The sequence below is a fragment of the Herbaspirillum sp. Her2 genome (assembly GCF_057961375.1).
In genome coordinates, this window is record NZ_CM176331.1 from 4,428,853 (window position 1) to 4,453,414 (window position 24,562).

The 24,562-nt window shown below is 63.7% G+C and carries 25 protein-coding genes and 1 pseudogene; 12 read left to right on the forward strand and 14 right to left on the reverse strand.

The features are described from left to right. Positions 1-73: 73 nt before the first annotated feature. From ACWHXP_RS20165 to ACWHXP_RS20175, 3 genes are read left to right on the forward strand one after another with little or no spacing between them, the layout of a single operon-like run. Complete coding sequence (locus ACWHXP_RS20165) at positions 74-1,099, forward strand: ABC transporter substrate-binding protein (RefSeq protein WP_489635211.1); 1,026 nt, start codon at positions 74-76, stop codon at positions 1,097-1,099. After that, complete coding sequence (locus ACWHXP_RS20170; RefSeq protein WP_489635210.1) at positions 1,080-1,952, forward strand: ABC transporter ATP-binding protein; 873 nt, start codon at positions 1,080-1,082, stop codon at positions 1,950-1,952. The genes ACWHXP_RS20165 and ACWHXP_RS20170 overlap by 20 nt, the downstream gene beginning before the upstream one ends. Positions 1,953-1,967: 15 nt before the next feature. Beyond that, entirely contained in the window at positions 1,968-2,834 is an 867-nt protein-coding gene (locus tag ACWHXP_RS20175; protein WP_252697523.1) for an ABC transporter permease, read from the forward strand. Between the two features lie 54 nt (positions 2,835-2,888). On the opposite strand, the gene ACWHXP_RS20180 is transcribed toward ACWHXP_RS20175, so the two are convergent. Further along, the gene (locus ACWHXP_RS20180; protein WP_489635209.1) at positions 2,889-3,461 is read right to left on the reverse strand and encodes a methylated-DNA--[protein]-cysteine S-methyltransferase; all 573 of its coding nucleotides are present in this window, start codon (positions 3,459-3,461) and stop codon (positions 2,889-2,891) included. Positions 3,462-3,587: 126 nt separating this feature from the next. Further along, the gene (locus tag ACWHXP_RS20185; RefSeq protein ID WP_489635208.1) at positions 3,588-3,944 is read right to left on the reverse strand and encodes a hypothetical protein; all 357 of its coding nucleotides are present in this window, start codon (positions 3,942-3,944) and stop codon (positions 3,588-3,590) included. A gap of 360 nt (positions 3,945-4,304) precedes the next feature. Between ACWHXP_RS20185 and ACWHXP_RS20190 the strand changes: the two genes are divergently transcribed. Beyond that, a complete protein-coding gene (locus tag ACWHXP_RS20190) occupies positions 4,305-5,510 on the forward strand; it encodes a threonine ammonia-lyase (protein ID WP_034332296.1) in 1,206 nt (401 codons plus the stop codon). A gap of 33 nt (positions 5,511-5,543) precedes the next feature. Here ACWHXP_RS20190 and ACWHXP_RS20195 read toward each other — a convergent pair whose 3' ends face one another. From ACWHXP_RS20195 to ACWHXP_RS20210, 4 genes and pseudogenes are all read right to left on the reverse strand, one after another. Continuing rightward, positions 5,544-5,831, reverse strand: a complete 288-nt coding sequence (locus ACWHXP_RS20195; protein ID WP_489635207.1) for a DUF6587 family protein — start codon at positions 5,829-5,831, stop codon at positions 5,544-5,546. Continuing rightward, a pseudogene (feoB, locus tag ACWHXP_RS20200) lies at positions 5,828-7,653 on the reverse strand (ferrous iron transporter B). The gene ACWHXP_RS20195 and the pseudogene feoB overlap by 4 nt, the downstream one beginning before the upstream one ends. Further along, positions 7,650-7,895, reverse strand: a complete 246-nt coding sequence (locus tag ACWHXP_RS20205; protein WP_034332290.1) for a FeoA family protein — start codon at positions 7,893-7,895, stop codon at positions 7,650-7,652. Before ACWHXP_RS20205 ends, feoB begins: the two are co-directional and overlap by 4 nt. A gap of 47 nt (positions 7,896-7,942) precedes the next feature. Beyond that, the gene (locus ACWHXP_RS20210; protein WP_134220994.1) at positions 7,943-8,128 is read right to left on the reverse strand and encodes a hypothetical protein; all 186 of its coding nucleotides are present in this window, start codon (positions 8,126-8,128) and stop codon (positions 7,943-7,945) included. A 247-nt stretch (positions 8,129-8,375) separates the two neighbouring features. On the opposite strand from ACWHXP_RS20210, the gene ACWHXP_RS20215 reads away from it, so the two are divergent. Next, complete coding sequence (locus ACWHXP_RS20215) at positions 8,376-8,852, forward strand: hypothetical protein (protein ID WP_489635206.1); 477 nt, start codon at positions 8,376-8,378, stop codon at positions 8,850-8,852. A 14-nt stretch (positions 8,853-8,866) separates the two neighbouring features. On the opposite strand, the gene ACWHXP_RS20220 is transcribed toward ACWHXP_RS20215, so the two are convergent. Continuing rightward, positions 8,867-9,766, reverse strand: a complete 900-nt coding sequence (locus ACWHXP_RS20220) for a LysR substrate-binding domain-containing protein (protein ID WP_121037300.1) — start codon at positions 9,764-9,766, stop codon at positions 8,867-8,869. A gap of 149 nt (positions 9,767-9,915) precedes the next feature. On the opposite strand from ACWHXP_RS20220, the gene ACWHXP_RS20225 reads away from it, so the two are divergent. Beyond that, positions 9,916-11,184, forward strand: coding sequence for an MFS transporter (locus tag ACWHXP_RS20225; protein ID WP_489635839.1), 1,269 nt, complete (start codon positions 9,916-9,918; stop codon positions 11,182-11,184). A 64-nt stretch (positions 11,185-11,248) separates the two neighbouring features. Then, the gene (locus tag ACWHXP_RS20230; RefSeq protein WP_489635205.1) at positions 11,249-12,016 is read left to right on the forward strand and encodes a hypothetical protein; all 768 of its coding nucleotides are present in this window, start codon (positions 11,249-11,251) and stop codon (positions 12,014-12,016) included. Positions 12,017-12,161: 145 nt separating this feature from the next. Here ACWHXP_RS20230 and ACWHXP_RS20235 read toward each other — a convergent pair whose 3' ends face one another. Beyond that, on the reverse strand, positions 12,162-12,518 hold the full coding sequence (locus ACWHXP_RS20235; RefSeq protein ID WP_034332285.1) for a flagellar biosynthesis protein FlhF: 357 nt from the start codon (positions 12,516-12,518) through the stop codon (positions 12,162-12,164). 344 nt (positions 12,519-12,862) lie between these two features. After that, the gene (locus ACWHXP_RS20240; RefSeq protein ID WP_489635204.1) at positions 12,863-13,882 is read right to left on the reverse strand and encodes a zinc-dependent alcohol dehydrogenase family protein; all 1,020 of its coding nucleotides are present in this window, start codon (positions 13,880-13,882) and stop codon (positions 12,863-12,865) included. A 150-nt stretch (positions 13,883-14,032) separates the two neighbouring features. On the opposite strand from ACWHXP_RS20240, the gene ACWHXP_RS20245 reads away from it, so the two are divergent. After that, complete coding sequence (locus ACWHXP_RS20245) at positions 14,033-14,959, forward strand: LysR family transcriptional regulator (RefSeq protein WP_489635203.1); 927 nt, start codon at positions 14,033-14,035, stop codon at positions 14,957-14,959. 4 nt (positions 14,960-14,963) lie between these two features. On the opposite strand, the gene ACWHXP_RS20250 is transcribed toward ACWHXP_RS20245, so the two are convergent. Together ACWHXP_RS20250 and ACWHXP_RS20255 are read right to left on the reverse strand one after the other, a co-directional pair. Continuing rightward, positions 14,964-15,311, reverse strand: coding sequence for a type 1 glutamine amidotransferase family protein (locus ACWHXP_RS20250; RefSeq protein WP_489635202.1), 348 nt, complete (start codon positions 15,309-15,311; stop codon positions 14,964-14,966). Positions 15,312-15,323: 12 nt separating this feature from the next. After that, positions 15,324-15,707: a glutamine amidotransferase-related protein gene (locus ACWHXP_RS20255; protein ID WP_489635201.1), complete on the reverse strand. Its 384-nt coding sequence runs from the start codon at positions 15,705-15,707 to the stop codon at positions 15,324-15,326. Between the two features lie 481 nt (positions 15,708-16,188). On the opposite strand from ACWHXP_RS20255, the gene ACWHXP_RS20260 reads away from it, so the two are divergent. From ACWHXP_RS20260 to ACWHXP_RS20270, 3 genes are all read left to right on the forward strand, one after another. Continuing rightward, the gene (locus ACWHXP_RS20260) at positions 16,189-16,593 is read left to right on the forward strand and encodes a DUF4148 domain-containing protein (RefSeq protein WP_204726266.1); all 405 of its coding nucleotides are present in this window, start codon (positions 16,189-16,191) and stop codon (positions 16,591-16,593) included. Positions 16,594-17,156: 563 nt separating this feature from the next. Continuing rightward, entirely contained in the window at positions 17,157-17,447 is a 291-nt protein-coding gene (locus ACWHXP_RS20265) for a DUF4148 domain-containing protein (RefSeq protein ID WP_034332278.1), read from the forward strand. 497 nt (positions 17,448-17,944) lie between these two features. Next, the gene (locus ACWHXP_RS20270; protein ID WP_204726267.1) at positions 17,945-18,235 is read left to right on the forward strand and encodes a DUF4148 domain-containing protein; all 291 of its coding nucleotides are present in this window, start codon (positions 17,945-17,947) and stop codon (positions 18,233-18,235) included. Between the two features lie 92 nt (positions 18,236-18,327). On the opposite strand, the gene ACWHXP_RS20275 is transcribed toward ACWHXP_RS20270, so the two are convergent. From ACWHXP_RS20275 to ACWHXP_RS20285, 3 genes are all read right to left on the reverse strand, one after another. Further along, entirely contained in the window at positions 18,328-19,455 is a 1,128-nt protein-coding gene (locus ACWHXP_RS20275; protein WP_121037321.1) for a mechanosensitive ion channel family protein, read from the reverse strand. An 87-nt stretch (positions 19,456-19,542) separates the two neighbouring features. Continuing rightward, the gene (locus ACWHXP_RS20280; RefSeq protein WP_489635200.1) at positions 19,543-21,786 is read right to left on the reverse strand and encodes an FUSC family protein; all 2,244 of its coding nucleotides are present in this window, start codon (positions 21,784-21,786) and stop codon (positions 19,543-19,545) included. A gap of 176 nt (positions 21,787-21,962) precedes the next feature. Beyond that, the gene (locus tag ACWHXP_RS20285) at positions 21,963-22,862 is read right to left on the reverse strand and encodes a LysR substrate-binding domain-containing protein (RefSeq protein ID WP_039788456.1); all 900 of its coding nucleotides are present in this window, start codon (positions 22,860-22,862) and stop codon (positions 21,963-21,965) included. A gap of 183 nt (positions 22,863-23,045) precedes the next feature. On the opposite strand from ACWHXP_RS20285, the gene scpC reads away from it, so the two are divergent. Beyond that, entirely contained in the window at positions 23,046-24,548 is a 1,503-nt protein-coding gene (scpC, locus tag ACWHXP_RS20290) for a succinyl-CoA:acetate CoA-transferase ScpC (protein ID WP_489635199.1), read from the forward strand. The last annotated feature ends 14 nt before the right edge of the window (positions 24,549-24,562 follow it).

Below are 24,562 nucleotides of genomic sequence, written 5' to 3' on the forward strand. Positions count from 1 at the left end.
TTCTAAGCCGACACCGCACATCCACTGCCGGATTCTCCACCGAACCCGGCCGACCTCCACCGCACAGGACACCATGACTACACGACTCTCTTCCAAAGGGCGCCTGCGGCGTCTCTTTACCACCACCCTGGCGCTGTCGCTGCTGGGCGCGCCGCTGGTGGCGCGCGCCGAAGGCAGCATCCGCATCGCCCAGCAATTCGGCATCGGCTACCTGATCCTCGACGTGGTGCAGGACCAGAAGCTGATCGAAAAATACGGCAAGCAGGAAGGCGTGGACATTAAGGTAGAGTGGACCAGCCTGTCGGGCGCCACCGGCATGAACGAAGCCCTGCTGGCCGGCGCCCTGGACGTGGTCTCGGCCGGTGCGCCGCCGGCCCTGGTGCTGTGGGACCGCACGCGCGGACGCCAGAACGTCAAGGCAATCGCCTCGCTGGGCTCCATGCCCAACTACCTGCTGAGCAACAATCCCAAGGTCAGGACCATCAAGGACTTCAGCGACAAGGACCGCATCGCCGTCCCGGCCGCAGGCGTCGGCTTCCAGTCGCGCACGCTGCAGATCGAGACCGCCAAGGTGTTCGGCAAGGAAGATTTCAAGCGCTTCGACAGCATCAGCGTGAGCCTCTCGCATCCGGATGCCACGGCGGCCCTGATCGCGGGCGGCTCGGAAATCAATGCGCACTTCTCCAGCCCGCCCTTCCAGTACCAGGCGCTGGAAAACAAGAACGTGCACAAGGTCATCAGCTCCTACGACATCATGGGCGGCCCGGCGACCTTCAACGTGCTCTACACGACGCAGAAATTCCACGACGAGAACCCCAAGACCTACCGCGCCTTCTACAAGGCGCTGGTGGAAGCGGCCGAATTCGTGCGCAACAACAAGGCCAAGGCAGCCGATACCTTCATCCGCGTGCAGAAGTCCAAACTCTCGCCGGCGTTCGTGCGCAAGATCGTGGAAGACCCGGAAATCAACTTCACCGTCTCGCCCGAGCGCACCTTCGTCTATGCCGAGCAGCTGCATGCGCTGGGCGTGCTGAAGAATCGCGCCAGCAGCTGGAAGGATTACTTCTTCGAGGAAGCGTATGCACAACCCGGCAGCTGAAACCGCCAGCGTGAGCGCCGCGGCCAGCCTGCAGCCGCTGCTGCAGGTGGACCGCGTGAGCCTGCAATACCGTACCGCCACGGCCGTGGTGCAGGCCACGCATGAAGTCAGTTTCGACGTGCATTCGGCGGACCGCTTCGTGCTGCTGGGTCCGTCGGGCTGTGGCAAGTCCAGCCTGCTCAAGTCGGTCGCGGGCTTCCTGCCACCGGCTGGCGGCGAGATCCGTCTCGATGGCCAGGTGGTGCATCAGCCGGGGCCGGACCGCATCGTGGTGTTCCAGGAATTCGACCAGCTGCCGCCGTGGAAGACGGTGCTGCAGAACGTGATGTTTCCGCTGCTGGCCTCACGCACGCTGGGCAAGCGCGAAGCCGCCGAGCGCGCGCGCCATTACCTGGAGAAGGTGGGCCTGGCGCGCTTTGCCGATGCCTATCCGCACACGCTCTCGGGCGGCATGAAGGCACGCGTGGCGATTGCCCGCGCGCTGGCGATGCAACCCAAGATGCTGCTGATGGATGAGCCCTTCGCCGCCCTCGATGCGCTGACCCGCCGCAAGATGCAGGAAGAATTGCTGGCCCTGTGGGATGAGGTGCGCTTCACCCTGCTGTTCGTGACGCACTCCATCGAAGAGGCACTGGTGGTGGGCAACCGCATCCTGCTGCTCTCGCCCCATCCGGGCCGCGTGCGCGCCGAGATCAACAGCCATCAATACGACTTGTCCAGCCTCGGCGGCGTGGGCTTCCAGCAGACCGCTCAGCGCATTCACCGCCTGCTCTTCGATGAAGGCGGCGAGAACAGCGCGGCCAGCACAGCGGCACCGGTCATCAATTTCAGCGATGTCCGTTTTTCTTACTAAAGACCGAAATACGCCATGCCCCAGACTCCCCCGATCCGCGACGAATACGAACTGCCGCTGACTCCCCTGCCCGGCCTGGTACTGCAGCGCCAGTTCTCGCTGCCGCAGCGCATCTGGCAACAGGGCTGGGTGCGCAAGGGGGCCATCCTGCTGCTGCTGGCGTTGATATGGGAAGTCGTCGCGCGCTGGCAGAACAATGACCTGCTGCTGCCGACCTTCCTGCAGACCGCGCAGGCCTTCATCGATGGCCTCAAGACGGGCGAACTGTTCGGCAAGACCTGGCTGTCGCTGCAGGTGCTGCTGAAGGCCTATCTGCTGGGCATCGTGGCAGCCTTCGTGCTGACCACGCTGGCGGTGTCGACGCAATTCGGGCGCGACCTGCTGGGTACGCTCACCTCGATGTTCAACCCGCTGCCGGCCATTGCGCTGCTGCCCATCGCCCTGCTGTGGTTCGGGCTGGGCGAAGGCAGCCTGATCTTCGTGCTGGTGCATTCGGTGCTGTGGGCGCTGGCGGTCAATACCTATGCGGGCTTCCTGGGCGTCTCGGACACCCTGCGCATGGCCGGCCGCAACTATGGCCTGCGCGGCCTGGGCTTCGTGCTGCAGGTACTGGTGCCGGCCGCCCTGCCCTCCATCCTGGCGGGATTGCGCATCGGCTGGGCGTTCGCATGGCGCACGCTGATTGCTGCAGAACTGGTCTTCGGTGCCACCAGCGGCAAAGGCGGACTGGGCTGGTACATCTTCCAGAATCGCAACGAACTCTATACCGACAAGGTCTTCGCCGGGCTGGCCATGGTGATCCTGATTGGCCTGCTGGTAGAGAACCTGGTCTTCAATACGCTGGAACGCGTGACCGTGAAGAAGTGGGGCATGCAGCGCTGAGCATGCTGCACGGCCATGCTGGCTGTTGCAGGAAAGTTAGTTGCGTTTTCGGACTTACAGCAGCGACAGCTGGTTCGGATCCTCGCGCCGCCGCGATTGCGCCTTGCGGCGCGGGTCGATGACCTGGCCGATATCGCGGCCCTCGGTGGAAATGCCCTCGATGGCCAGCAGCAGTTTCTTGACGTGCAGCCCGCCAGCAAAGCCGGTCAGTTCGCCGCCGGTGCCGATGACACGATGGCAGGGTGCGATGATGGAAATGGGATTGCGGCCACTGGCAGCCCCCACGGCGCGCACCGCCTTGTCGTTGCCGAGCTGGCGTGCGATATCGAGATAGGTGCGGGTCTGGCCATAAGGGATGTCGAGCAGGGCCGACCACACCTGGCGCTGGAACTCGGTGCCTTCGAAATGCAGCGGGATGTCGAAGCTCTCGCGTTCGCCGGCAAAATATTCGCGCAGCTGATGTTCGGTTTCGATCAGGACCGGACGGTCTTCATCTTCCACCATTTCACCCAGGCGCACGCGCAGGGAATCATCGTCCTCCCACAGGATGGCCGCCAGGTGATCCCCCTTGGCCACCAGCTTGAGCAAACCGGCCGGGGAGGCCATCAGCTTGTACGCGTATTCCATTGGCATCTCTTTTGTTGCGTTGAGGGGGCTGATTCTACTGTTTCGGCAGCGAGATGGGGAGGCATTCTCCCAATGAAAACAGGGCGCTGCCTTCCAGCAGCGCCCTGCACATGAGGATGCTTCGCTTCACACCGTCAACACCGACTGCCCGCTCTCGTTCAACGCGTCATACACCCGCGTGCACGCGCGGCAAAACAAATGGCTGCGCTTGACATGGTGATGCCGCAGCACCAGCTGCAGCGCCACGCCTTCGCAATGCGGGCAAGCCTCGCGCATCGGGCCCACCGGCGTGACCTCGGCGGCCAGGAAGCCATTGGGGGTCATGATGCCGTCCACGACTTCGCGCGGATCCAGTTCCACCAGTTTCAACAGCAGGGGTGTGGTGCGCTGGTGGTAGCGCGCGCGTTCGCGCGGGGGAACGAGGGGACTGAAGGGCAGGGGCGGGGACGATCGGACATCCGGTTGCCGGGTGGCCATGCTCATGGGTATCTCCTGGGTGAGAACTGCTGAGACTGTTCGGATCTGCGTGAGAAGGAAGGGCGCGCGCCACTTCCGGGTGCCGCATCCGCGCTGGCTGTTGTCTCCTGGTGGAAGCAGCTGGCGGCGCGACGAGTCTTTACTCTAGTCGGCGCAGCGACGGACTTCAATGGCCACTCGCAAAGAAATTTTGTGTTGTCTGGACTGCAATTGCTCAGGTACTGGTTATCATCGGCCAGGCAAAAAATTACGCGACGGATTTTCGAATTTGCAAGCAGAACGGCCCATGACTTTGCGTTCGCGGCATCCTGAGCGGCTGCATGCCCGAACTGCTACAAATCATCCCATTGGCTCTACAATCTCAGCATGACAACGCTCAACGACATCGAAGCCGCCGCCCTGCGGCTGCAAGGCCAGATCCTGGAGACGCCCTGTGTGGAATCGCGCACGCTGTCCCAGATCGTCGGCGCCCAGGTCTTCCTGAAATTCGAAAACCTGCAATTCACCGCCTCCTTCAAGGAACGCGGCGCCTGCAACAAGATGGTCGACGTCGCCGCCAGCGAAGGCGGTGCGCGCGGCGTGGTCGCCATGTCGGCGGGCAACCATGCACAAGGCGTGGCCTATCACGCACAGCGGCTGGGCTTGCCAGCCACCATCGTGATGCCGCGCTTCACGCCCGGCGTGAAGATCGAACGCACGCGCGGCTTCGGTGCCAATGTCGTGCTGCATGGCGACACGTTGGAAGCGGCGCGCACCCACGCCTACGAACTGGCCGAGAAAGAGGGCCTGACCTTCGTCCACCCCTATGACGACGAAGCCATCATCGCCGGCCAGGGTACGGTTGCGCTGGAGATGATGAAGGCGGTGCCGGACCTGGATTGCCTGGTGGTCTCCATCGGCGGTGGCGGCCTGCTGGCCGGCATGGCCGTGGCCGCGCGCGCCATCAAGCCGGAGATCGAGATCGTGGGCGTGCAGACACGCCGCTTCCCGACCATGGTCAATGCCGTCAAGGGTACGGAACACCCGGTCGGTGCCAGCACCATCGCCGAAGGCATCGCGGTCGGCACGCCCGGCACGCTGACCCGCGCCATCATCGCGCGCGAAGCCGACGAGCTGCTGCTGGTCGATGAAGGCGATATAGAACAGGCCGTGCTGATGCTGCTGGAAATCGAAAAGACCCTGGTGGAAGGGGCGGGTGCCGCCGGACTGGCCGCGCTGGTGCGCTATCCGGACCGCTTCCGTGGCAAGCGCGTGGGGCTGGTGCTGTCGGGCGGCAACATCGATCCGCTGTTGCTGACGGCCATCATCGAACGCGGCATGGTGCGCGCCGGACGGCTGGCCCGCGTCAAGGTCAGTTCACGCGACGTGCCCGGCACGCTGGCGCGCATCACCGGCATCGTCGCCGAGGCCGGTGCCAACATCGATGAAGTCCATCATCAACGCGCCTTTACGCTCCTGGCCGCACAGAACGTGGATATCGAACTGGTGCTGCAAACCCGTGGCCGTCCGCATCTGGCCCAGGTGCTGCAAGCCTTGCGCGCGGCCGGCTTCGAGGCCGAAGAGCTGCACTGACCGCAGGCCTCGCCGCCGCGCCGGATCTCGGGTTCAGCGGTGGCGATGGAACCGGATCTTCTGTTCCAGCGGCGGCAGGGCATCACCGCTATCGCCACAGCCATCACACGCACCGCCACCACAGCCCCCGCTTTTGGCGGGCGGCAACCAGCGCCGGCCCAGTGCCTGCCACATCCCCGCACGACGACGCATCAGCCAGCTCGCCAGCCGCGCCTGCCAGCGCCAGCTTGCCGAGGGTGCCAGCTTGCGCAGCATGTAGAGCGCACTGGCCGTGACCAGCGCGGCAATGACCGCGTATTGCCACCACAGCGTGTGATTCATGCCAGCCACCTCGCGATGTTGTAGGTCAGGAAGGACGCGGCATAGGCCAGTACGAACATGTAGCCGAAGGACAGCGCCACCATGCGCCAGGACTGCGTCTCGCGGCGGATGATGGCCAGCGTGGACATGCACTGCGGCGCAAAGGCGAACCACACCATCAGCGACAGCGCACTGGCCAGCGAGATGTGCGCAGCCAGCGCGCTTTGCAGCGCCGCGCCTTCTTCACCGCCCACCGCATAGACGGTGGCCAGCGTGGCCACGGCGGTCTCCCGCGCGGCGAAGGCGGGGATCAGCGACAGGCTGATCTGCCAGTTGAAGCCCAGCGGAGCGAACAGCATTTGCAGGCTGTGGCCGATATAACCGGCGATGGAATAATCGATGGCGGCGCGGGTCGCGCCCTCCGGTGCCGAGGGGAAGGTGCAGATGGCCCACATCAGCACCGTCAGCGCCAGCATCACGCCGGTCAGGCGCTTGAGGAAGATGGCACCGCGTTCCCACAGGCCCAGCGCGATATCGCGCCCATTCGGCAGGCGATAGGAAGGCAGCTCCATCAACAGCGCGCGCTCCTGGCGCGCATTGCCGATGCGCTTGGCCACCCAGGCCACCAACATGGCGGCGGCAATCCCCGCCACATAGAGACAGAACAGCGCCAGCCCTTGCAGATTGAAGATCCCCAGCACCGGACGATGCGGAATGAAGGCACCGATCAGCAGGGCATACACCGGCAGGCGCGCCGAACAGGTCATCAGCGGCGCGACCAGGATGGTCGCCAGCCGGTCACGCGGATCGGTGATGCTGCGCGTGCCCATGATGCCGGGAATGGCACAGGCGAAGCTGGAAAGCAGGGGAATGAAGGAACGTCCCGACAAGCCCACCGAGACCATCAGCTTGTCCAGCACGAAGGCCGCGCGCGGCAGGTACCCGGACTCCTCCAGCAGCAGGATGAAGAAAAACAGCACCAGGATCTGCGGCAGGAAACCCAGCACCGTGCCCAGCCCGGCCAGCAGGCCATCGGTGACCAGCCCGCGCAAGGGCCCCTCCGGCAGCCACTCGCCGACCACGCCGCCGAGCGTGCCGAAACCATCGGCAATGGCGTCCGTCATGGGCTTGCCGATGGCATATACCGCCTGGAACACCAGGAACATGGTCAGCGCCAGCAACAGCACCCCGAACACAGGATGCAGGGCCACGCGGTCGATCGCATCATCGCGGCGGTCGGTCGGGGCCGGCATCACCACGGTATCGGCCAGCAGGGCGCGCACTTCCACGTGCAAGTCATCCGGTTCTCCGGCGGCCGGGGAGGGCACGGGGGCCTGCGTATCGATGGCCGCCACCAGCGCGCGCGTGCCGCCGCGCCTGACCGCGATGGTCTCGATGACCGGCATGCCCAGGCGCTGCGACAGCGCCGCCACGTCGATGCGGATACCGCGCCGGGCGGCTGCATCCATCATGTTCAGCGCCAGCACCATGGGCCGGCCCAGGCGGCGCACCTCCAGTACGAAGCGCAGGTGCAGGCGCAGGTTGGTGGCATCGGCCACGCAGACGATCAGGTCCGGCACCGTCTCGCCGGGATAGCGGCCGGCCAGCACCGCCTGCGTCACGCGTTCATCAGGGCTCACCGATTGCAGGCTGTAAGCGCCCGGCAGGTCCATCACACGTACATGGCGTCCGGAAGGGGCGGTGAAGGCACCCGACTTGCGCTCCACGGTCACGCCCGCGTAGTTGGCGACCTTCTGGCGCGCGCCAGTCAGCTGGTTGAAGAGGGCGGTCTTGCCGCAATTGGATTGCCCACCAGGGCGATGTTGAGGGCGGCGCTGCTCATGCCGCCGCTCCCGCAGCCAGCGTCACGCGCTCGGCTTCGGCACGGCGCAGGGCAAATCGCGTCGAGCCGATCTGGACCACGATGGGATCGCCGCCAAAGGGCGCGCTGGCCACCACCCGCACCGGTTCACCGCGCACGAAACCGAGGTCGCGCAGGCGCGCGGCCACGGCATCGGCGGGTTGAAGGTCAGTCACCTGGTCGACGATGGCACCGACCCCCTTGGCTAGTTCAGTAAGACGCATGGTTTTTCTTCTGATCAGGATTCAGGAACGATTCTCATTATATTCCTTCACCCTGATGAACGCCTGACGGCTGCTGACCGGCAGCGCCCCGCCCGGCCTTGTCCGACGCGGCTGCGGCGATATGCCGCAGCGACCGCCGCGCAATCCTCTCCAAAGTGTTGGATTAAAGATAATGAAAGAAACGCAACTTCATCATTTTCTTTTATCATCTGAACAATAATTTCGGCAATCATGTCGCTTCTTCGCCGAAGCCCGTTGAAATTTCCATGCGTAAATTTTTGCAGCGCACTATACTTATTTTTGTTTCCCAGGGAAACGCATGACCGGCTGCGCAGGCCGGATGACTGGGAGCCGGAAGGGCCGCGTGGGGGTGGCCGGGCCGGTGCGATCGATTCAAGCAGCTTGCACGGGACCAGGCCTGGCGGCCTGAGTGACAACAACAAGATGATTCCACATCCAGCAGGGCCCGCCGGATCCGACATGCCGCAGCCGATGCCGCTGCGCACGTTGCTGGCTGAAATCAGCGCATTGACGCTGCACGTACAGCAACTGAGCCGCATGGCCGGCGAGGCCAGCGCACTGATCGACAACAGCCAGAGGCCCGCACCCATTGCCCCGTCACCCTCAGGAGTCAGCAGCCAGGATGACGAGGCCGATGCCAGCCCCGCCCATCCATCCCCCTCGGTAGACCTGGAAGACGCCATCCTGCGCATCTTCGACGAGACCTTCGGGCCGCGCACCGACACCCTGGAACGCCAGATCAGCATGAGCCTGATCGCCGAGATCGGCCCGGCCGCCTTCGTGCAGAAGGTGCTGTGGGGCGAGGAGATCAGCGACATCGCACTGACCATCGCGCTGGAGCGCATGCTGCCCGCGCTGGAACTGCTGGTGGAAGCGCATCCGCGCGCCTTCCTGCGGCAGGCCAACTCGGTGCTGGGGCGCTTCAAGTCCAACTAGGACGTTTATTCAACTCACTTGTCCGGCGCGCTGCGCTTGAGCGAACGCTGCAAGTGCGCCGCAAAGCGCGAGGCCGCAATCGACTGCCGGTGATAGGCCAGCGACAGCTGCGCGCGCGGTGCCGGCTCGCGGATGTCGATATAGCGCACCTGGGCCAGCTGCACCTGTTCGATCGCCTCGGGCACGATGGAGATGCCCAGCCCCGCGGCCACCAGATTGATGGCCGAGGTCAGTTGCGGGGCCAGCTGGATCACCTGCGGGTCGAAGCCGGCCGCCTGGCAGGCGCTGAAGATGTTGTCATAGAGTGCCGAGCCCTTGCCGCGCGGGACCATGATGAAATTCTCCCCGGCCAGATCCTGCAAGTACAGCGACTTGCGCCGCGCCAGCGGATGCGAACGCGGCAGCGCCACCTTCAGTTTTTCCGCCGGCAGCTCGACCACGCCCAGCTCCGCCGAGGGCGTGGTGACGATGCGCACGAAGGCCGCATCCAGTTGTGAGGCAGCAATATCGGCCAGCAGCTGTTCGGTGATGCCTTCACTCAGGGAAATTTCCAGCTTGCGATGGCGTTCGCGGAATTGCTGCAAGGCGTGCGACACCAGTGGATGAAATACCGCCGACGAAGTAAATCCCATGCGCAACAAACCCACTTCGCCGCTGGCCGCCTGCTGCGCGGCACGCAAGGCCTGCTCGGCATCGTCCACCGCTTTCTGTGCGTGCGGCAGGAACACGCGGCCGACCTCGGACAGCTCCACGCCGTGCGAGGTGCGCAGGAAGAGGGCACCGCCGATCTCGGCTTCCAGATCCTTGATCTGCATCGACAGCGGCGGTTGGCCGATGCCGACCTTCTCGGCGGCGCGCGTGAAACTGCGCTGTTCGGCCACGGCCAGGAAATAGCGGAGGTGTCGGAGTTCCATGTCGGGCGCCCTGTGAAGAGTGGCTGATATCTGTTTTATAGATGGCGAGCGTGGGTGCCATATATTGGACAATATAGCCGAATTATTCCAGACTGCCTCCCTCCACAACACACCCCGTGCGCCGGCCCATCCCTGGCGCGCGCATCGCCATGCAGTCCGTCTCCGATACCTCCACCAACGGCAGCAGCGCCCTCCACGGCAAGCCGGTCAAGCAACCCGCCACCGTTCTGCCGCGCGGGGCCGTGCGCGGATCAGCCGCCTATCGCAACATCGTACTGGCCTTGTTCTGTTCCGGTTTCGCCACGTTCTCGCTGCTGTATTGCGTGCAGCCGCTGCTGCCCGCCTTCGCGCAGGAATTCGGCATCGGTGCCGCGAGCGCATCGCTGGCACTCTCGCTGTCGACCGGTTTTCTGGCGGTGTCGATTCTGCTGGCGGGCATGGTGTCGGAACGCTACGGCCGCAAGGAACTGATGTTCGCCTCGCTGGCCACCGCGGCCTGCTGCAACCTGCTGGCCGGGGTGGCACCCAACTGGGAGCTGATCCTGGTGGTGCGTGCGGTGGAGGGCATCGCACTGGGTGGCGTACCGGCGGTGGCGATGGCCTACCTCGCGGAAGAAATCGATGCCAGCGGGCTGGGCTATGCGATGGGGCTGTATGTGGGCGGCAATGCCTTTGGCGGGATGGTGGGGCGGGTAGCAATGAGCACCCTGTCCGAGCACATCGGCTGGCGTCATGCCATGCTGGCCATCGGCGCGCTGGATCTGGCGCTGGCGGTGGCCTTCGTGCTGATGCTGCCGGCCTCGCGCAACTTCGTGCGCAACGGTACGATGCAGTTGCGCGATCACGTCGCGCTGTGGAAGCGCCATCTGGGCCATGCGCGCCTGCCGCTGACCTTCGGCATCGCGGCGCTCAACATGGGCATCTTCGCCACGTCTTACAACTATGCGGGTTTCCGTCTGATGAGCCCGCCGTTCTCGCTCTCGGCCACACTGACCGGGCTGATCTTCAGCGCCTACATCTTCGGCATCGTGTCCTCTTCCTGGGCCGGTTCGCTGGCCGACCGCTATGGCCGCGCACCGCTGGTGGCGGCCGGCATCGCCACCTCGTGCGCCGGACTGTTCCTGACCTGCACCTCCTCACTGGCGCTGGTGATCACGGGCATCGTGCTGCTGACCATCGGTTTCTTCACCACGCATTCGGCCGCCAGCAGCTGGGTCGGGCGCATGGCCAGCAGCGGCCGCGGCCATGCGGCCTCGCTCTATCTGCTGTCCTACTACCTGGGCGGCAGTGTCCTCGGTTCGGCCGGTGGCTGGTTCTGGGAACACTCGGGCTGGAATGCGGTGGCCGCCTTCATGCTGTTGCAGGTGATGACGGCGGCCTGGCTGGCGCGGCGCTTGTGGCGGCAGGGACGCAACTAGTCTGGCAATTTCACTTCGGCTGCTTCAGCTAATATTGCTTATCATCTGACTTTCAGGGGGAATGATGGACGAGCAAATTGGTAAGTTCATTGCGAATCTTTTCGTATACGCAGGAAGCGCCGCACTCATTGCATTTGGGTTGTTCAAGACTCTTGGAGAAAAGTGGCTGGACACCAAATTTGCTCAGCGTCTAAAAACTCTTGAGCATGCATATGCAATTGAGCTATCGAAACTAAAGCAGCGTCTCGAAACCGCGGCCAGCGGTATCAATCGCCTTCATCAGAAGGAATTCGAAGTGCTTCCAGAAGCCTGGGGACTGCTCGACGAAGCGGTTAACACTCTCAGGTGGGTCATCTCTCCATTACAAAGCTATCCGAATTTAGCTAGGATGACAGACGAGGAATGGGAAGAATTCATCGATGAGATATCGTTCTTGGGAAAGCCGGACAAGAACTATCTACGCGGTATACCCGGAAACTATCGGGAGAAAGAGTACAGGAAAATTTACGATGGCTTTAAAAATAATCTAGCTGAAAAAGCCATCCGAGAATTTCAAAAATACTCTGCGAGAAACAGTATCTTTTTGCCTGAAGATCTGCGCAGCCAATTTGACGGTATTAGGGAGCTTCTCTGGTCGGCCAGCGTGACCAAGAACGTAGGGCGTGAGGTAGAAGACTGGAAGATGCAACAAGGGGCATGGGAACAACTTCAGAAAGAGGTTGAGCCGCTTTTCGTTGAAATCAGAAAAAGTATTCAGGAACGTATCGCACAACAAAGCTCTTTTGATATTGAGGGGCTAAGCGTGTCGTTCCTTCAGTCCGAAAGGAAATAGTTGGTTGTATGCGCGATCCGCACCTTCGGATTGACACGCGGCATACGCTTCCTCATCAGAGCAACTAGCACTCAAGTTATTCATTTGCGGCAAAAAAATCCCCGGCCGCAGCCGGGGATAATCCTCAAGACCTCAGTCTGTCAAATTACGGAGTCTTGTCAGTCGGGGTGGCCGGCGAAGTGGCCAGGGCTTCATTGCGCTGGGCAGTGGAGTCCTTCTTTTCCTGCTTCAACTGGGCCTTGGCGGCCTTCTTGTCGGCCTTGTACTCCTGCTTGGCAGCCTTCTTCTGCGCCTTGTACTCGGCCTTGGCGTCGGCATCAGCCTGGCGCTTCTGAACGAACGGGTCGTTCGACGGCACAGCCGACGGCGTGGTCGCGGTGGCGCTCATCGGCGCAGTCGGTGCAGCACCCACGGCGTTGCCGTTGGTCGGTGCATTCTGGGCCATGGCGCTACCGGCCAGGGCCATGAACAGGGACGAAATCAGGATGTGACGAGTCTTCATGCTTACCTCCTTGCGTTGTGTTTATCAAAAAGCCCGAGGCTTTCAGTAAGGTCGGGGCGCTGGATCGTTGATCCATGTCCATCACTATAGGCAGGCTTGCTGTTGCGCTATGTCGGACAAGGTCTGATTCTCAGCTTCCCCGATGCCGCAAATTGATGAGCGGTTTCGTGACCTGCCGCTCAGCTCCATTTGCGTCATGCGTGAAGCTCTGAACGCATCCCGCACAACAAGGTTCGGAGGAAAGTGCAAGCGTCAGTGAGCGTTGCAAGCAATCGTAACAAGCGGGAACTGCCCGCCCGGCAAGGCTTGTACTCACTTTCCGGCGGGCATCACGGCAGCTTCGTTCAGCAATCCGCGCGCACCACCACCTTGCCGAAGGGCCCACGCTCCAGATGCGCCAGTGCCTCGGGCAACTGCGCGAATCCATATTCCTGTTCCACCACCGGCACCAGGCGCAGGTGATCCACGGCACGCACCAGGTCTTCCAGCGCACGGCGGTGTCCCACGCCGATGCCCTGAATGGTGTGGCGGCCCAGCAGCAACGGAAAGATCGAAGTCTGCAACTGCGCATCGCCCAGCAAGCCGATGACCGACAAGCGGCCGCCTTGCCTGAGGGCCTGCAGCGAGCGCCCGATGTTCTCGCCGCCCACCAGTTCCAGCACATGATCGGCACCCCGTCCTTCCGTCAGGGCCCGTACCTCGTGCTGCCACTCCTGGTGCTGGCTGCGCAGCAGGCCGTGCGTGGCACCCAGCGCCCGTGCGCGTTCCAGCTTGCCGGCATCGCCCGAGAGGAGGATGGTGCGCGCGCCATGCGCCGCCGCCAGTTGCACACCGAACAGCGCCACGCCGCCCGTGCCTTGCAGCACCACCGTCTGCCCGGCGTGCAAGTGACCTTGCTCCACCAGCGCCATCCACGCCGTGAGGCCGGCGCAGGGCAGGGTGCTGGCCTGCGCATCCGTCAAGTGCAATGGCGCGGCGACGGCCCAGTCTTCCTGCAGCAGCACGTACTCGGCCAGCATGCCGGGACCGGGCGCGCCCAGTGCCAGCGTGCCCTGCGGCCAGGGACCATCGAGCCAGCCGCCCCAGAACGTGGAGATCACGCGCTGGCCCGCAATGAAACGCTGCACACCGTCTCCCACCGCCACCACCTCGCCGGCCATGTCGGAAGCGGGCGTAAAGGGCGGCTGCACCTGCGCGCCACCGGTACCGTTGTCGATGTTCATCTTGTCACGATAGTTGAGGGCGACGGCGGCCACGCGAACCAGGATCTGGCCGGGGCCAGGCCGGGGAATGGCGACGGTCTGCAATTGCAGGTGTTGCTTGCCGAACTGGCCGAGATGCCAGCGGCGCATGGTGTGGTCCATGGTGGCTCCTGATGATCGAGAGAAAAAGAAGAGCGCCAGTGTAGAAAAATTGCGCCCCGGCTTGTGGCGGACTTTTTTCTCTTGCTTGTAGAATCAGATTCACCAATCACCTGGCACTGCGGACAAGTTCGCAGGCCTCAGAGGAAACAAATGGACAGCTTCAGCGGCATCTCGGTCTTCATTCAGGCGGTGGAGGCGGGCAGTTTCATTCGCGCGGCAGAACGCCTGCACCTGACGCGCTCGGCGGTCGGCAAGAGCATTGCGCGGCTGGAAGAACGGCTGGGCGTGCGCCTGTTCCAGCGCAATACGCGCAGCCAGAGCCTGACCGCCGAGGGACGCGCCTACTATGAACGCTGCCTGCGCGCACTGGAAGAACTGGAAAGCGCCCAGGCACTGGTCGGCGATGGCCAGCGCGAGCCCGCTGGCCAGGTGCGCATCAGCACACCAGTCCTGTTCGGCCGACTGTGCGTGGCCCCGGTGCTGGTGGAACTGGCGCGGCGCTGGCCGCAGCTGGACATCGTGGCCTCCTTCACGGACCGCCGTGTGGATCTGATCGCAGAGGGGGTGGACCTGGTCCTGCGCAGCGGTCCCATGCCCGACACCAGTGACCTGGTCGCCCGCAGGATGGGCGCGCAGACCATGATGCTGTATGCCTCGCCGGACTATCTCGCGCAGCATGGCCGGCCGCGCCACTTCAAGGATCTGGCGCGGCATCACGGCATCCTCTACGGCAAGACCAGCGGCTGGCCCATCCGCGATGAAACGGGCGAAGTGCGCATCGCCACCGTCAGCAGCCGGCTGCGTTTCGACGATCTGGAAGCCATTGCCGATGCCACCGTCGCCGGGGCCGGGCTGGCCCACCTGCCGTGCTGGCTCATCCGCGACCATCTGAAGGCCGGCCGGCTGGTGAAGCTGATGCCCGAAGCTTCCTTCGCCACCATCGACATGCACCTGGCCTGGCCGCCCACGCGCCACTTGCCGCTGCGCGTGCGCACCGTGATCGATGCGCTGGCCGCAGCGCTGCCGCCGCTGCTGCGGGTCGACCGTCGCAAGATCACCGCGGCCGCCGCGCGCTGAGGCCTCAGGCGCGGCGTTGTTCCGCTGCCGGGGACTGAGCGGGCAGGCTCTCCAGCCAGCCTTGCCAAAAGCGCCGTACCGCCCGCTCGAACTGGCGGCCATGGCGCTGGGCATCGGCGCGCAGGGTGGCCAGGCTGAGGTTGCGGGTGTGGGCGATCTCGTGGGCGTGGCTCACCAGCCAGTGTTCGACCGTGCGCATGTCCACCTCGGGATGGAACTGCAGCGCCAGCCCATGTCGCCCCCAGGCGAAAGCCTGGTTGGGATACAGCGCCGACGACGCCAGATGACGCGCCCCCGGCGGCAGGTCGAAGGTGTCGCCGTGCCAGTGCAGCACGGGGGTCTGCTGTTCCACCAGTTCCTGCAGCTAGGGGGTCTCGGCCAGATGCTGGCCCGCCTGCAGGCTGGCCCAGCCAATCTCCTTGCCGCAGCTGCCCGGGTACACCCGCGCATGCAAGGCCGCCGCCATCAGCTGCGCGCCGAGACAGATGCCCAGCGTCGGCAGATCTTCCAGCAAGCGTGCCCGCAGCCACGCCACTTCCGCGCGCAGCCAGGGATAGGACTCGCTGTCATACACCGCTACCGGTCCGCCCAGCACGATGACCAGTTCGGCATCCAGCGGCGAAACGTCAATGAAGGACTCCACCCCGACATCGAAATAGCGGATCTGGTAACCGCCGGCAGTGAGCAGCGGGGCCAGCTGGCCCAGGTCTTCGGTGGCAACGTGACGCAGGGCGAGGGCGGTTTTCATCGGGCTGGTCCTGTGAGTGATATGAAGGGAAAAGCTGGCGAACCCGGCTTCACTATATCGTAACGTATACAGCGTCTGCCTGAAAAACTTGCTCAAAATAGTTGAACAAGTCATTGGTATTCTCTATTGATGAAATAGAAAAAGCTTTGCGGCGGCGCAAAAGATGGAGGGCCAGCTAAAAGGCAGATATGAAAGAAATTTCGTCTTAACCCTTTTAAATCAACAACTTGATCCCAATATCCAAGAAGAAGAAATGCAAATTCTTGTCAAAATCCCGTGTGCAGTTGCGACGTAAAATCGACGGTACAGCCTCGAAAAAACTGATTGTTCGCGTTTCTGGAATGATGTATTCCGCTTTATCCGGTTTTTCCCGGCGGCGGAAATCCCTAAACTGGGTTCCACGATGACAGCACACAACGACTGAACCACAAGGGTAGTCACAGGTTGCAGTGCTCATCTTCTTACTCACAAAGGAACGATCATGAACACCAAGAATATTGCCAAGAACCTGTTTGCCGGTCTGCTGCTCACCTCCGCCGTTGGCGCCGCCATGGCCGAGGCACCGTATCCTGCCGAGACCCAGATCGTCTCGACCAAGAGCCGCGCTGAAGTGATCGCCGACCTGCAACAGGCCCGCGCCAACGGCGAGCTGCTGGTCACCGACCAATATCCGGTCGACAAGCCCTTCGTCTCCACCAAGACCCGCGCCGACGTGGTCGCCGAGCTCAAGCAAGCCCGCGCCAATGGTGAACTGCTGGTGAGCGATCAATATCCGGTGGAAAAGCCTTTCCACTCGACCCTGACCCGCGCGCAGGTGCAGCAAGAGCTGCAACAAGCCCGCCAGGACGGCACCGCCGTCAGCAACACCCAGGCACCTTCGCTGTAACCCGCACCATCCCGTCCTGACCCGGCCTACGCGCCAGGCCAGGGCCGCAGCAAACGCACCGGCGATCCCGGTGCGACAGTCTCTCCCCAGGCGGGCCTCATGAAAGCGACGTTCTCTCCCCTCGGTCGCCGGTAGTGCGGCCCGCCTGCCTTTCCTGCCTGCGGCCCCCCGTCTTCAACAGGCCTCTGCAGATCTGCACGGAGGCAATTTCGCCACCACGAATCTGCCTGCTCCATTCATTCCATTTTCTAAGTTTTCTGCAAGGCGATTTGCCTCGTCTCGAAGGGCATTTCTCCTATGAAGAAGCACTTAAAACGACAATTTACCGACTGTCATAAAACTTAAATTTCGACTTTTACATTTATAAGTTTTGCGAATATCAAGTTATAAGTTTTTCTGCATCCGCTTGTTCTGGATTTCGGAATGATGAATTCCGTTTTGGCCTCTTTATCCACTTGCCGCAGATGCCTACACTGGATACCAAGATGACAGCACACAACGACTGAACCACCAACGTCGGCCCAGGTTGACGTGCTCATCTCCTCACTCACCAAGGAACGATCATGAACACCAAGAACATTGCAAAGAATCTCTTCGCCGGCCTGCTGTTGACCACCGCCGTCGGTACCGCCATGGCTGAAGCCTCGCGCGTCCCCGACACCAAGTTCGTCTCCACCAAGACCCGCGCCGAAGTCATCGCCGAACTCCAGCAAGCCCGCGCCACCGGCCAGCTGCTGGTGACCGACCGTGACCAGGACGTCAAGGCCGTGGCCTCCGCCAAGACCCGCGACGAAGTGCGCGCCGAACTGGTCCAGGCTCGCAACAATGGTGAACTGGCCATCTCCAACCAGTAAGCCCTGACGCATCAGTCTCCGTATCGGCATCACTTCGCACCGGCCGCGCCGGTGCCAGCGTTTCTCCCCAGGCGGGCCTCATGAAAGCGACGTTCTCTCCCCTCGGTCGCCGGTAATCTGGCCCGCCTGCCTTTGCGCTTCCGCATTCCTCTCTTCATCGCTTGCTGGCCATTTTTGTGGAACCGCATGCAGTCCCATTTACTTAGTTTTTTATGCAACAAAGTCTTAGAAACGTCCATTCCTGTTTCTAAGTTTTTCTTGCGCGACTTTATCGACCATTTGCCTCTCATTCATCAGTCAGGTATGTGACCACGAGGTGATCGCTGAAGAAATCGAATTGTTAGTATTTTGCGGAACAATGAATTCCGGTTTTTCACCTTTTTCCCGGTGCCGTGTTTCCCTAAACTGGGTACCAAGATGACAGCACGCGATGACTGATCCACCACCACCGGAACGGGTTGACGTGCGCATCCTCTCTCACGAAAAAGGAACCCATCATGAACACCAGGAACATTGCCAAGAACCTGTTTGCCGGCCTGCTGCTGACCACCGCCGTCGGTGCTGCCATGGCTGAAGCCCAATACCCCGCTGAAACCCGTTTCGTCTCCACCAAGACCCGCGCCGATGTCGTAGCCGAGCTGCAACAGGCCCGTGCCAATGGCCAGCTGCTGGTGAGTGATCGTGACCAGGACGTGAAGGCCGTGGCTTCCGGCAAGAGCCGTGATGAAGTCCGCGCCGAACTGGTCCAGGCCCGCGCCAATGGCGAGCTGGCCATCTCGAATCAGTAAGTTGCGGTCGCAAAAAAGGCGCCCCGGACCAGCCGGCGCGCCAGATTCCCCTCCAGGCGGGCCCCACGCAAGTGCGGCCCGCTTCGTTTTGTTCAGCCGGTTTTCTCTCCCGGCGCGCCATCGATGATGGTGTCCAGTGCCTCAGGCTGGTTGCGCGACGATACCTCGGCGCGCAGGCGGGGCAGGGCTTCCGGATAATTGCTGGCGATGAAGCCGATCATGTGCTCGCGGATCTGGCAGCGCAGGTCGAAGGCCGAGCCCGAATCCCGGGCCGAGACCAGCAGGCGGATCTGCATGTTGCGTTCGCTGGTATCGGTCACGTGCATCACGCAGACGCGCTTGTCCCACAGCGGCAGGGTCTGGCAGACGCGCTCGAATTCGGCGCGGATGGCGTTCGTCGGCACGGCGAAATCCAGCCACAGGAAGACCGTGCCGAGGATGGTGGAGGAGGTGTGGGTCCAGTTCTCGAAGGGATTCTCGATGAACCATTGCAGCGGCACGATCATGCGCCGCTCATCCCAGATCCTGACCACGACGAAAGTGCCCGTGATCTCTTCCACACGGCCCCATTCCCCCTTGACGATGAGCACGTCATCGATGCGGATCGGTTGCGAAAAGGCAATCTGCAGGCCGGCGAAGAAATTGCCCAGCACCGGCTTGGCCGCGATACCGGCGACGATACCGGCCACCCCGGCCGAGGCCAGCAGGCTGGCACCGAACTGGCGCGCACCGGGCAAGGTCAGCAGCACGAAGGCCAGGCCCAGCAGGGCGATGATGAAGTAGGCACTGCGCGAGAGCACGCGGGTCTGGGTGAGGATGCGGCGTGCCTTGAGGTTGTCGGCCACATCATAGGGATTGAGGTTGACCACCGTGGTGCTGACCGATTTCACGCAGCGCATGAGGAACCAGGTCAGCGCCAGGATGAAGGCCACCGAGGTCAGGTAGGAGATGCGCGTGAGGCCGGGGGTATTGTCCGGCGCACCGGCCAGCACCAGGCGCAGCATGAAGAGGATCACGCAGGTGCGGCTGGCATTGAAGGTGACGGTCGTGGCCGTGGTGGTAAAGGGCCGGCCGCGCGCCAGGCGTCGTACCAGGGCGATGCCCATGCGGTGCAGGACGATGCCGACGACCACCGCCACCAAGGCCACGCCCAATACGATCAGGCCGGAGCGCAGCGGCCCCTCGTTCATGTTGTACAGAAAATCGAGATCCAGGCTCATCCTTTCCCTTCCATCCAGAGTGTTGTTGAAGCGGTACGCGCGGGGCGCTTTTTCCGGTTCGAACAGGGATGGGGGAATTTGTTTCCGTCAATTTCCTGGCATGGGCCCGCTTGATGCCGCCAAACCGGCGGCTGCCGTGGCCTCCAGCGCCGCCACCAGCAGGCAGGCGGTTTCCACCGCCGCTGCCTGGGCCAGCTCAACCGGCGCCGGCCGCTGGCGCGTGAGGGCGTGCAATGCGGCCCCATCCTGCGCCTGCAGGGCTTGCGCCAGGGCAAGCAGCCAGGCCGGCAGGGACGCTTCGACCGGCTGCGGATGCGCCCACAGATGGCTGGCCGCCGCAGCCAGGCGGCGCGACAGGGCCACCGCCGTGCGGCCGCGCCCGTGATCGCGTTCGGGCCAGCCGCGTTCGCGCGCCAGGCGTTGCAACAGCAGACCGGCCTCGACGTTGGCCACGCAGGCCGCGCGGCGATGCGCATGCAGCGACGACAGGCGGGCCTTGTCGGCTGCGGTGTCGTGCACCGCCAGTGCCGCCGTCAGATAGGCCAGATTGAGACCGGCCATGGTGCGCAACTGGCCCTGTGGATCGGCCTCGTGGCGGCGCGGCCAGAACAGGTAACTGGCCAGCACCGCCACCAGCGCGCCGATGACATTGTTGCCCGCGCGCAGCGCGGCATTGGCCAGCTCATGCGCGGGATCGCCACCGACATCGGCCACCAGCACGAATACCGGCGTGAGAAAAGTCGCATACAGCCCATAGCTCACCGGGCGCAGCGCCATCGTCAGTACCGTCAGCGAGAACACCAGCAGCGCCAGCCCCAGCGGCGAATGCACCACCAGGCAGACGGCCACGGCCAGCGCGCCGCCGACCACGCTGCCGACGGCGCGCTCCATGCTGCGCGACCAGCTGTCGGCAATGCTGGGCTGCATGACCAGCATGGTGGCCATGGTGGCCCAGTAGCCGAAGGGCAGTTCCAGCAGATGCACGATGAGGTAGGTCGCCCCGGCCGCTGCCGCGCAGCGCCAGGCGTGATGCCATTCCGCCGATCCGGCGTGCACGTGCAGCGCGGCCTTGCGCCCCAGTGCGCGCAGGCGGTGCAGCAGGGCAGACATGCCGTGGCGCGCCTGATGTCCGGCGCGGGCGGCCTGCTTGAGGCGGGCCGGATCGTCCGCGCCCAGGGCCAGCGGGGTATCGAGCTGCTGCAACAGCCGCCCGGTGCCGCTGGGCAGGCGCGCCACCAGCTGGCGCAGGCGCAGCATGATGCGCGCATCTTCATCGGCGGCAATCGCCTCGCCGCGCTGCATCTCGCGCTGCATGGCCTGCAGCTGGCGCGCAATCGCACCCAGCACGCGGGCACTGCGCTGACGCGCACGCAGGGGCTGGTAATGCGTCAGCTGCAGGTCGGCCAGCACGGTGATGCCATCGAGGAGCGCCTCGGCGCGCGCCAGCCGCACCAGCAGGTTTTCGTAGAGGCGACGGGACTCGGTGCGTTCGACCGCCACCGCATCGAGCGTGCGATGGGCGGCGGCCAGATCGAAGCGCGCATGGCGGCGGGTGTGGGCCGCCAGATCGGCGGCATGCACGGCATAGGCGGGATCGGCGGCATCGGTATTGGCCGCGAGGGCGGCCAGTTCAGCCAGCGTGCCATAGGCGCGCGCCACCGCCTGGCGCGCCGGGGCGAAGGGGTGGATGCGCCACACCGTCAAGCCCAGCAGCAGCGCCCACAGGCAACCGGCGAAATAGATCAGGACATGGCTCTGCGCCAGCGGCCACAGCACCACCGGCGCATCGGCCATGATGGCAGAGACGCCCGCCGCCAGCATCAGCACCAGACCCGCTGCGGCACCGTAGATGCGCGAGAAGCCGGCCACGCCGGCGCAGGCCATGATGGTCAGCAAACCTGCTTCCACGCGCCAGCCGGCGGCGCTGGCGGCGATCATGCCGCCCAGCGTCGAGGCCAGCGCGAAGCCGCCCATGGAGGCCAGGCGCGCGCGATTGGAACCGGCGCTGTCGGCCAGGCTGGTCAGGAAGGCGCCGATGGCCGCCCACGAGAACAGGGGATTGCCCAGCCACTCGCCCAGCAGCAGCATGGCCGCCGCTCCGCAGGCCGCACGCAGGCCCTCGGAGAGGTTGGCGTGGCGCAGCGGGAACTGCAGGCGCCAGCGTTCGACACGGGTGCGGCAGCGCCGGCAGTAGTGCAGCAGCAGGAATCGATAGAGGGAAAAACGGACGGAAAAACGCGACGACAAGAGCGGCGGCATGATCGTGCTGGCGAGCGGACAGGTGGAGGAGGGCAGGGCACTCGTGGAGAGTGCCGACACCTGCGCACTCACGGCGTCAAGACGTCATTCCGGTTCCGAATTCACGAGTGAGGAGGGGCGGCAGGTATCGGCAGGTCCAGTATAGGAATCTGGCTGTATTCATGGCATGACTTAAATTCACCGATTCCATTCCAAAATGGAATGCTGACGCTTTTTGCACCGAGGCGCGCCGGTACGCTCTTTTCTCTTTACCTGCGCACGCGGCCACCCGCAAACAATTCCTCGCTCAAGGCCATCCACGCCCGCGCCGCATGCGAGAGATACCCGCCGCCGCGTGTGACATAGGCGACCTGCCATTGCACTTCCGGCTCCACCAGCCGCACCGCCTGCAGCTGGTCGGTGGCGAGGCGGTGGATGAAGGGTTCGGGCAGCAGCGCCGCCCCCATGCCGGCCAGGGCCATGGCCACCAGCCAGTCCCACTGGGCGCTCTGGGCCACGATCTCGGGCCGGATGCCCAATTCCCCGAACATGCCGCGCAGGCTGCGGGTGAGGCCGAACTCGTTGTTGAGCAGCACCAGCGGCATGCCATCGAGCTGGGCGCAGCGCAGGGTGGCGCGGTTCTTCTGGAAGCGGCCGGCCTGGGCCACGGCCCACATGGGATAGCGCGCCACCGGCAGGGTCTGCAATTCCAGTTCCGGATCAGCGGGCAGGACCGTCATGCCGATTTCCAGTTCGCCATTGGCCACGCGCTCTTCGATCTGCGGGCCGGTGTCTTCCTTCAGGACGATGGCAATCTCGGGATGGCGTTCGCGGAAGGCCTTCAGCACCGGGGTGCAGAGGATGTTGATCATGGGCGGGATGCCGATCTCCAGACGGCCGCAGCGCAGCGCCTTGGTATCGCGCACCTCGGCGTCCAGCCGCTGCATGGAGGCCAGGATCTGCTGGCCCTGCTCATACACCACGCGTCCGGTATCGGTGAGCTGCAGGCGGCGGCCATCGCGCACCAGCAGCGGGGCGTCAACCTCGTCTTCCAGCTGGCGCACCATCTTGCTGACGGTGGACTGGGTCACGTGCAAGGCATCGGCCGCGCGGCTGAAGCTGGCCAGGCGGACCGTCTCGGTGAAGTAGCGCAGGGCGCGGATGTCCATGGCAGCGGCTTTCGGCGGTGTTTCAGGGTGGCAGGGAAGTATGCATTTTCCGACTGGAACGGCGGAATTTTAATCATACAGTGCATACCTGCCGGCTCCTATACTTGGGACAAACAAGATGCAAGAAGTCCGTCATGGATGCACTTCTCACTCCCTAAAGAACCCGAGCAGGAGCACACTCTCATGGATAGCCAGCGCATTCGCCAGCCCGCCTTGGCCGGCAAAGTCATGTCCGCCGCCGAGGCGGCCACCTTCTTCCACAACGGCATGACCATCGGCCTGAGCGGCTTTACCCGCGCCGGCGATGCCAAGGCCATGCCGCGTGCGCTGGCCGACCGCGCCGCGCAGGAAGAGCTGCATTTCACCGTCATCACCGGGGCCTCTCTGGGCAATGGCAGCGATGGCCTGATGGCCGAGGCCGGCCTGCTGGCGCGACGCTTGCCGTTCCAGGTTGATCCCACACTGCGCAGGAAGATCAATGCGGGCGAGGTCATGTTCATCGACCAGCATCTCTCGGAGACGGCCGAACAATTGCGCAGCGGCACGCCCTCGCGCGTCGACATCGCCGTCATCGAAGCTGCGGCGATTACCGAAGAGGGTATCGTACCGACCATGTCGGTCGGCAATTCGGCCAGCTTCGTGGAGCAGGCGCGGCATATCGTGATCGAACTCAACACCAGCATGCCGCTGGCGCTGGAGGGCCTGCACGACATCTACCTGCCGGCCGCACGACCCGAGCGCAAACCCATCCCGCTGACGGCAGCGGGCGATCGCATCGGCCATCCGACCATTCCCTTCGATCCGGAAAAGGTGGTGGCCATCGTGCTCACCGAGACGCCCGACAGCCCCTCCTCGGTGCTGCCGCCGGACGATGAGACGCGGGCCATTGCGCGTCACGTGATCCATTTCCTCGAATGCGAAGTGGAAGCCGGACGTCTGCCGCATACGCTGGCGCCACTGCAGGCAGGCATCGGCACGATCGCCAATGCGGTGCTGCACGGGCTGGTGGAGTCACCGTTCCGCAATCTGGTGATGTATTCGGAAGTGCTGCAGGACAGCGCCATCGATCTGCTCGACTCGGGCCAGCTGGCTTTTGCCTCCGCCTCCTCGATCACGCTGTCGCAGGCCAAGTATGCGCATTTCCTGGCCAACCTGGATCGCTATCGCGACAAGCTGGTGCTGCGTCCGCAGGAGATCAGCAATCATCCGGAGCTGGTGCGCAGACTGGGCATCATCGGGCTCAATACCGCGCTGGAATTCGACATCTACGGCAACGTCAATTCCACCCACGTGGGCGGCACCCACATGATGAATGGCATCGGCGGCTCGGGCGACTTTGCGCGCAACGGACAGCTATCGATCTTCGTGTCGAAGTCGGTGGCCAAGGACGGAGCCATTTCCAGCGTGGTGCCCATGGTCTCGCATGTGGACCACAGCGAACATGATGTGGACGTGCTGGTCACCGAATGGGGACTGGCCGACCTGCGCGGCCTGGCACCGCGCGAGCGCGCGGTGAAGGTGATCGAGCAGTGCTGCCATCCGGATTACCGGCCGCAGCTACGCGACTATTTCGAACGCGCCTGCCGGGCCGGTGGCCATACGCCGCATCTGCTGGGCGAGGCGTTCTCCTGGCACCAGCATTACGCGCAACAGCGCACCATGCGGATGGATCAGCGTCATGCTTGACGTGCACCACGCGC

Coding starts and splice junctions, on each gene's coding strand:
- ACWHXP_RS20165 (WP_489635211.1), top strand. CDS start 74: ATGACTACACGACTCTCTTCCAAAGGGCGCCTGCGGCGTCTCTTTACC.
- ACWHXP_RS20170 (WP_489635210.1), top strand. CDS start 1,080: ATGCACAACCCGGCAGCTGAAACCGCCAGCGTGAGCGCCGCGGCCAGC.
- ACWHXP_RS20175 (WP_252697523.1), top strand. CDS start 1,968: ATGCCCCAGACTCCCCCGATCCGCGACGAATACGAACTGCCGCTGACT.
- ACWHXP_RS20180 (WP_489635209.1), bottom strand. CDS start 3,461: ATGGAATACGCGTACAAGCTGATGGCCTCCCCGGCCGGTTTGCTCAAG.
- ACWHXP_RS20185 (WP_489635208.1), bottom strand. CDS start 3,944: ATGAGCATGGCCACCCGGCAACCGGATGTCCGATCGTCCCCGCCCCTG.
- ACWHXP_RS20190 (WP_034332296.1), top strand. CDS start 4,305: ATGACAACGCTCAACGACATCGAAGCCGCCGCCCTGCGGCTGCAAGGC.
- ACWHXP_RS20195 (WP_489635207.1), bottom strand. CDS start 5,831: ATGAATCACACGCTGTGGTGGCAATACGCGGTCATTGCCGCGCTGGTC.
- ACWHXP_RS20205 (WP_034332290.1), bottom strand. CDS start 7,895: ATGCGTCTTACTGAACTAGCCAAGGGGGTCGGTGCCATCGTCGACCAG.
- ACWHXP_RS20210 (WP_134220994.1), bottom strand. CDS start 8,128: ATGATTGCCGAAATTATTGTTCAGATGATAAAAGAAAATGATGAAGTT.
- ACWHXP_RS20215 (WP_489635206.1), top strand. CDS start 8,376: ATGCCGCAGCCGATGCCGCTGCGCACGTTGCTGGCTGAAATCAGCGCA.
- ACWHXP_RS20220 (WP_121037300.1), bottom strand. CDS start 9,766: ATGGAACTCCGACACCTCCGCTATTTCCTGGCCGTGGCCGAACAGCGC.
- ACWHXP_RS20225 (WP_489635839.1), top strand. CDS start 9,916: ATGCAGTCCGTCTCCGATACCTCCACCAACGGCAGCAGCGCCCTCCAC.
- ACWHXP_RS20230 (WP_489635205.1), top strand. CDS start 11,249: ATGGACGAGCAAATTGGTAAGTTCATTGCGAATCTTTTCGTATACGCA.
- ACWHXP_RS20235 (WP_034332285.1), bottom strand. CDS start 12,518: ATGAAGACTCGTCACATCCTGATTTCGTCCCTGTTCATGGCCCTGGCC.
- ACWHXP_RS20240 (WP_489635204.1), bottom strand. CDS start 13,882: ATGGACCACACCATGCGCCGCTGGCATCTCGGCCAGTTCGGCAAGCAA.
- ACWHXP_RS20245 (WP_489635203.1), top strand. CDS start 14,033: ATGGACAGCTTCAGCGGCATCTCGGTCTTCATTCAGGCGGTGGAGGCG.
- ACWHXP_RS20255 (WP_489635201.1), bottom strand. CDS start 15,707: ATGAAAACCGCCCTCGCCCTGCGTCACGTTGCCACCGAAGACCTGGGC.
- ACWHXP_RS20260 (WP_204726266.1), top strand. CDS start 16,189: ATGAACACCAAGAATATTGCCAAGAACCTGTTTGCCGGTCTGCTGCTC.
- ACWHXP_RS20265 (WP_034332278.1), top strand. CDS start 17,157: ATGAACACCAAGAACATTGCAAAGAATCTCTTCGCCGGCCTGCTGTTG.
- ACWHXP_RS20270 (WP_204726267.1), top strand. CDS start 17,945: ATGAACACCAGGAACATTGCCAAGAACCTGTTTGCCGGCCTGCTGCTG.
- ACWHXP_RS20275 (WP_121037321.1), bottom strand. CDS start 19,455: ATGAGCCTGGATCTCGATTTTCTGTACAACATGAACGAGGGGCCGCTG.
- ACWHXP_RS20285 (WP_039788456.1), bottom strand. CDS start 22,862: ATGGACATCCGCGCCCTGCGCTACTTCACCGAGACGGTCCGCCTGGCC.
- scpC (WP_489635199.1), top strand. CDS start 23,046: ATGGATAGCCAGCGCATTCGCCAGCCCGCCTTGGCCGGCAAAGTCATG.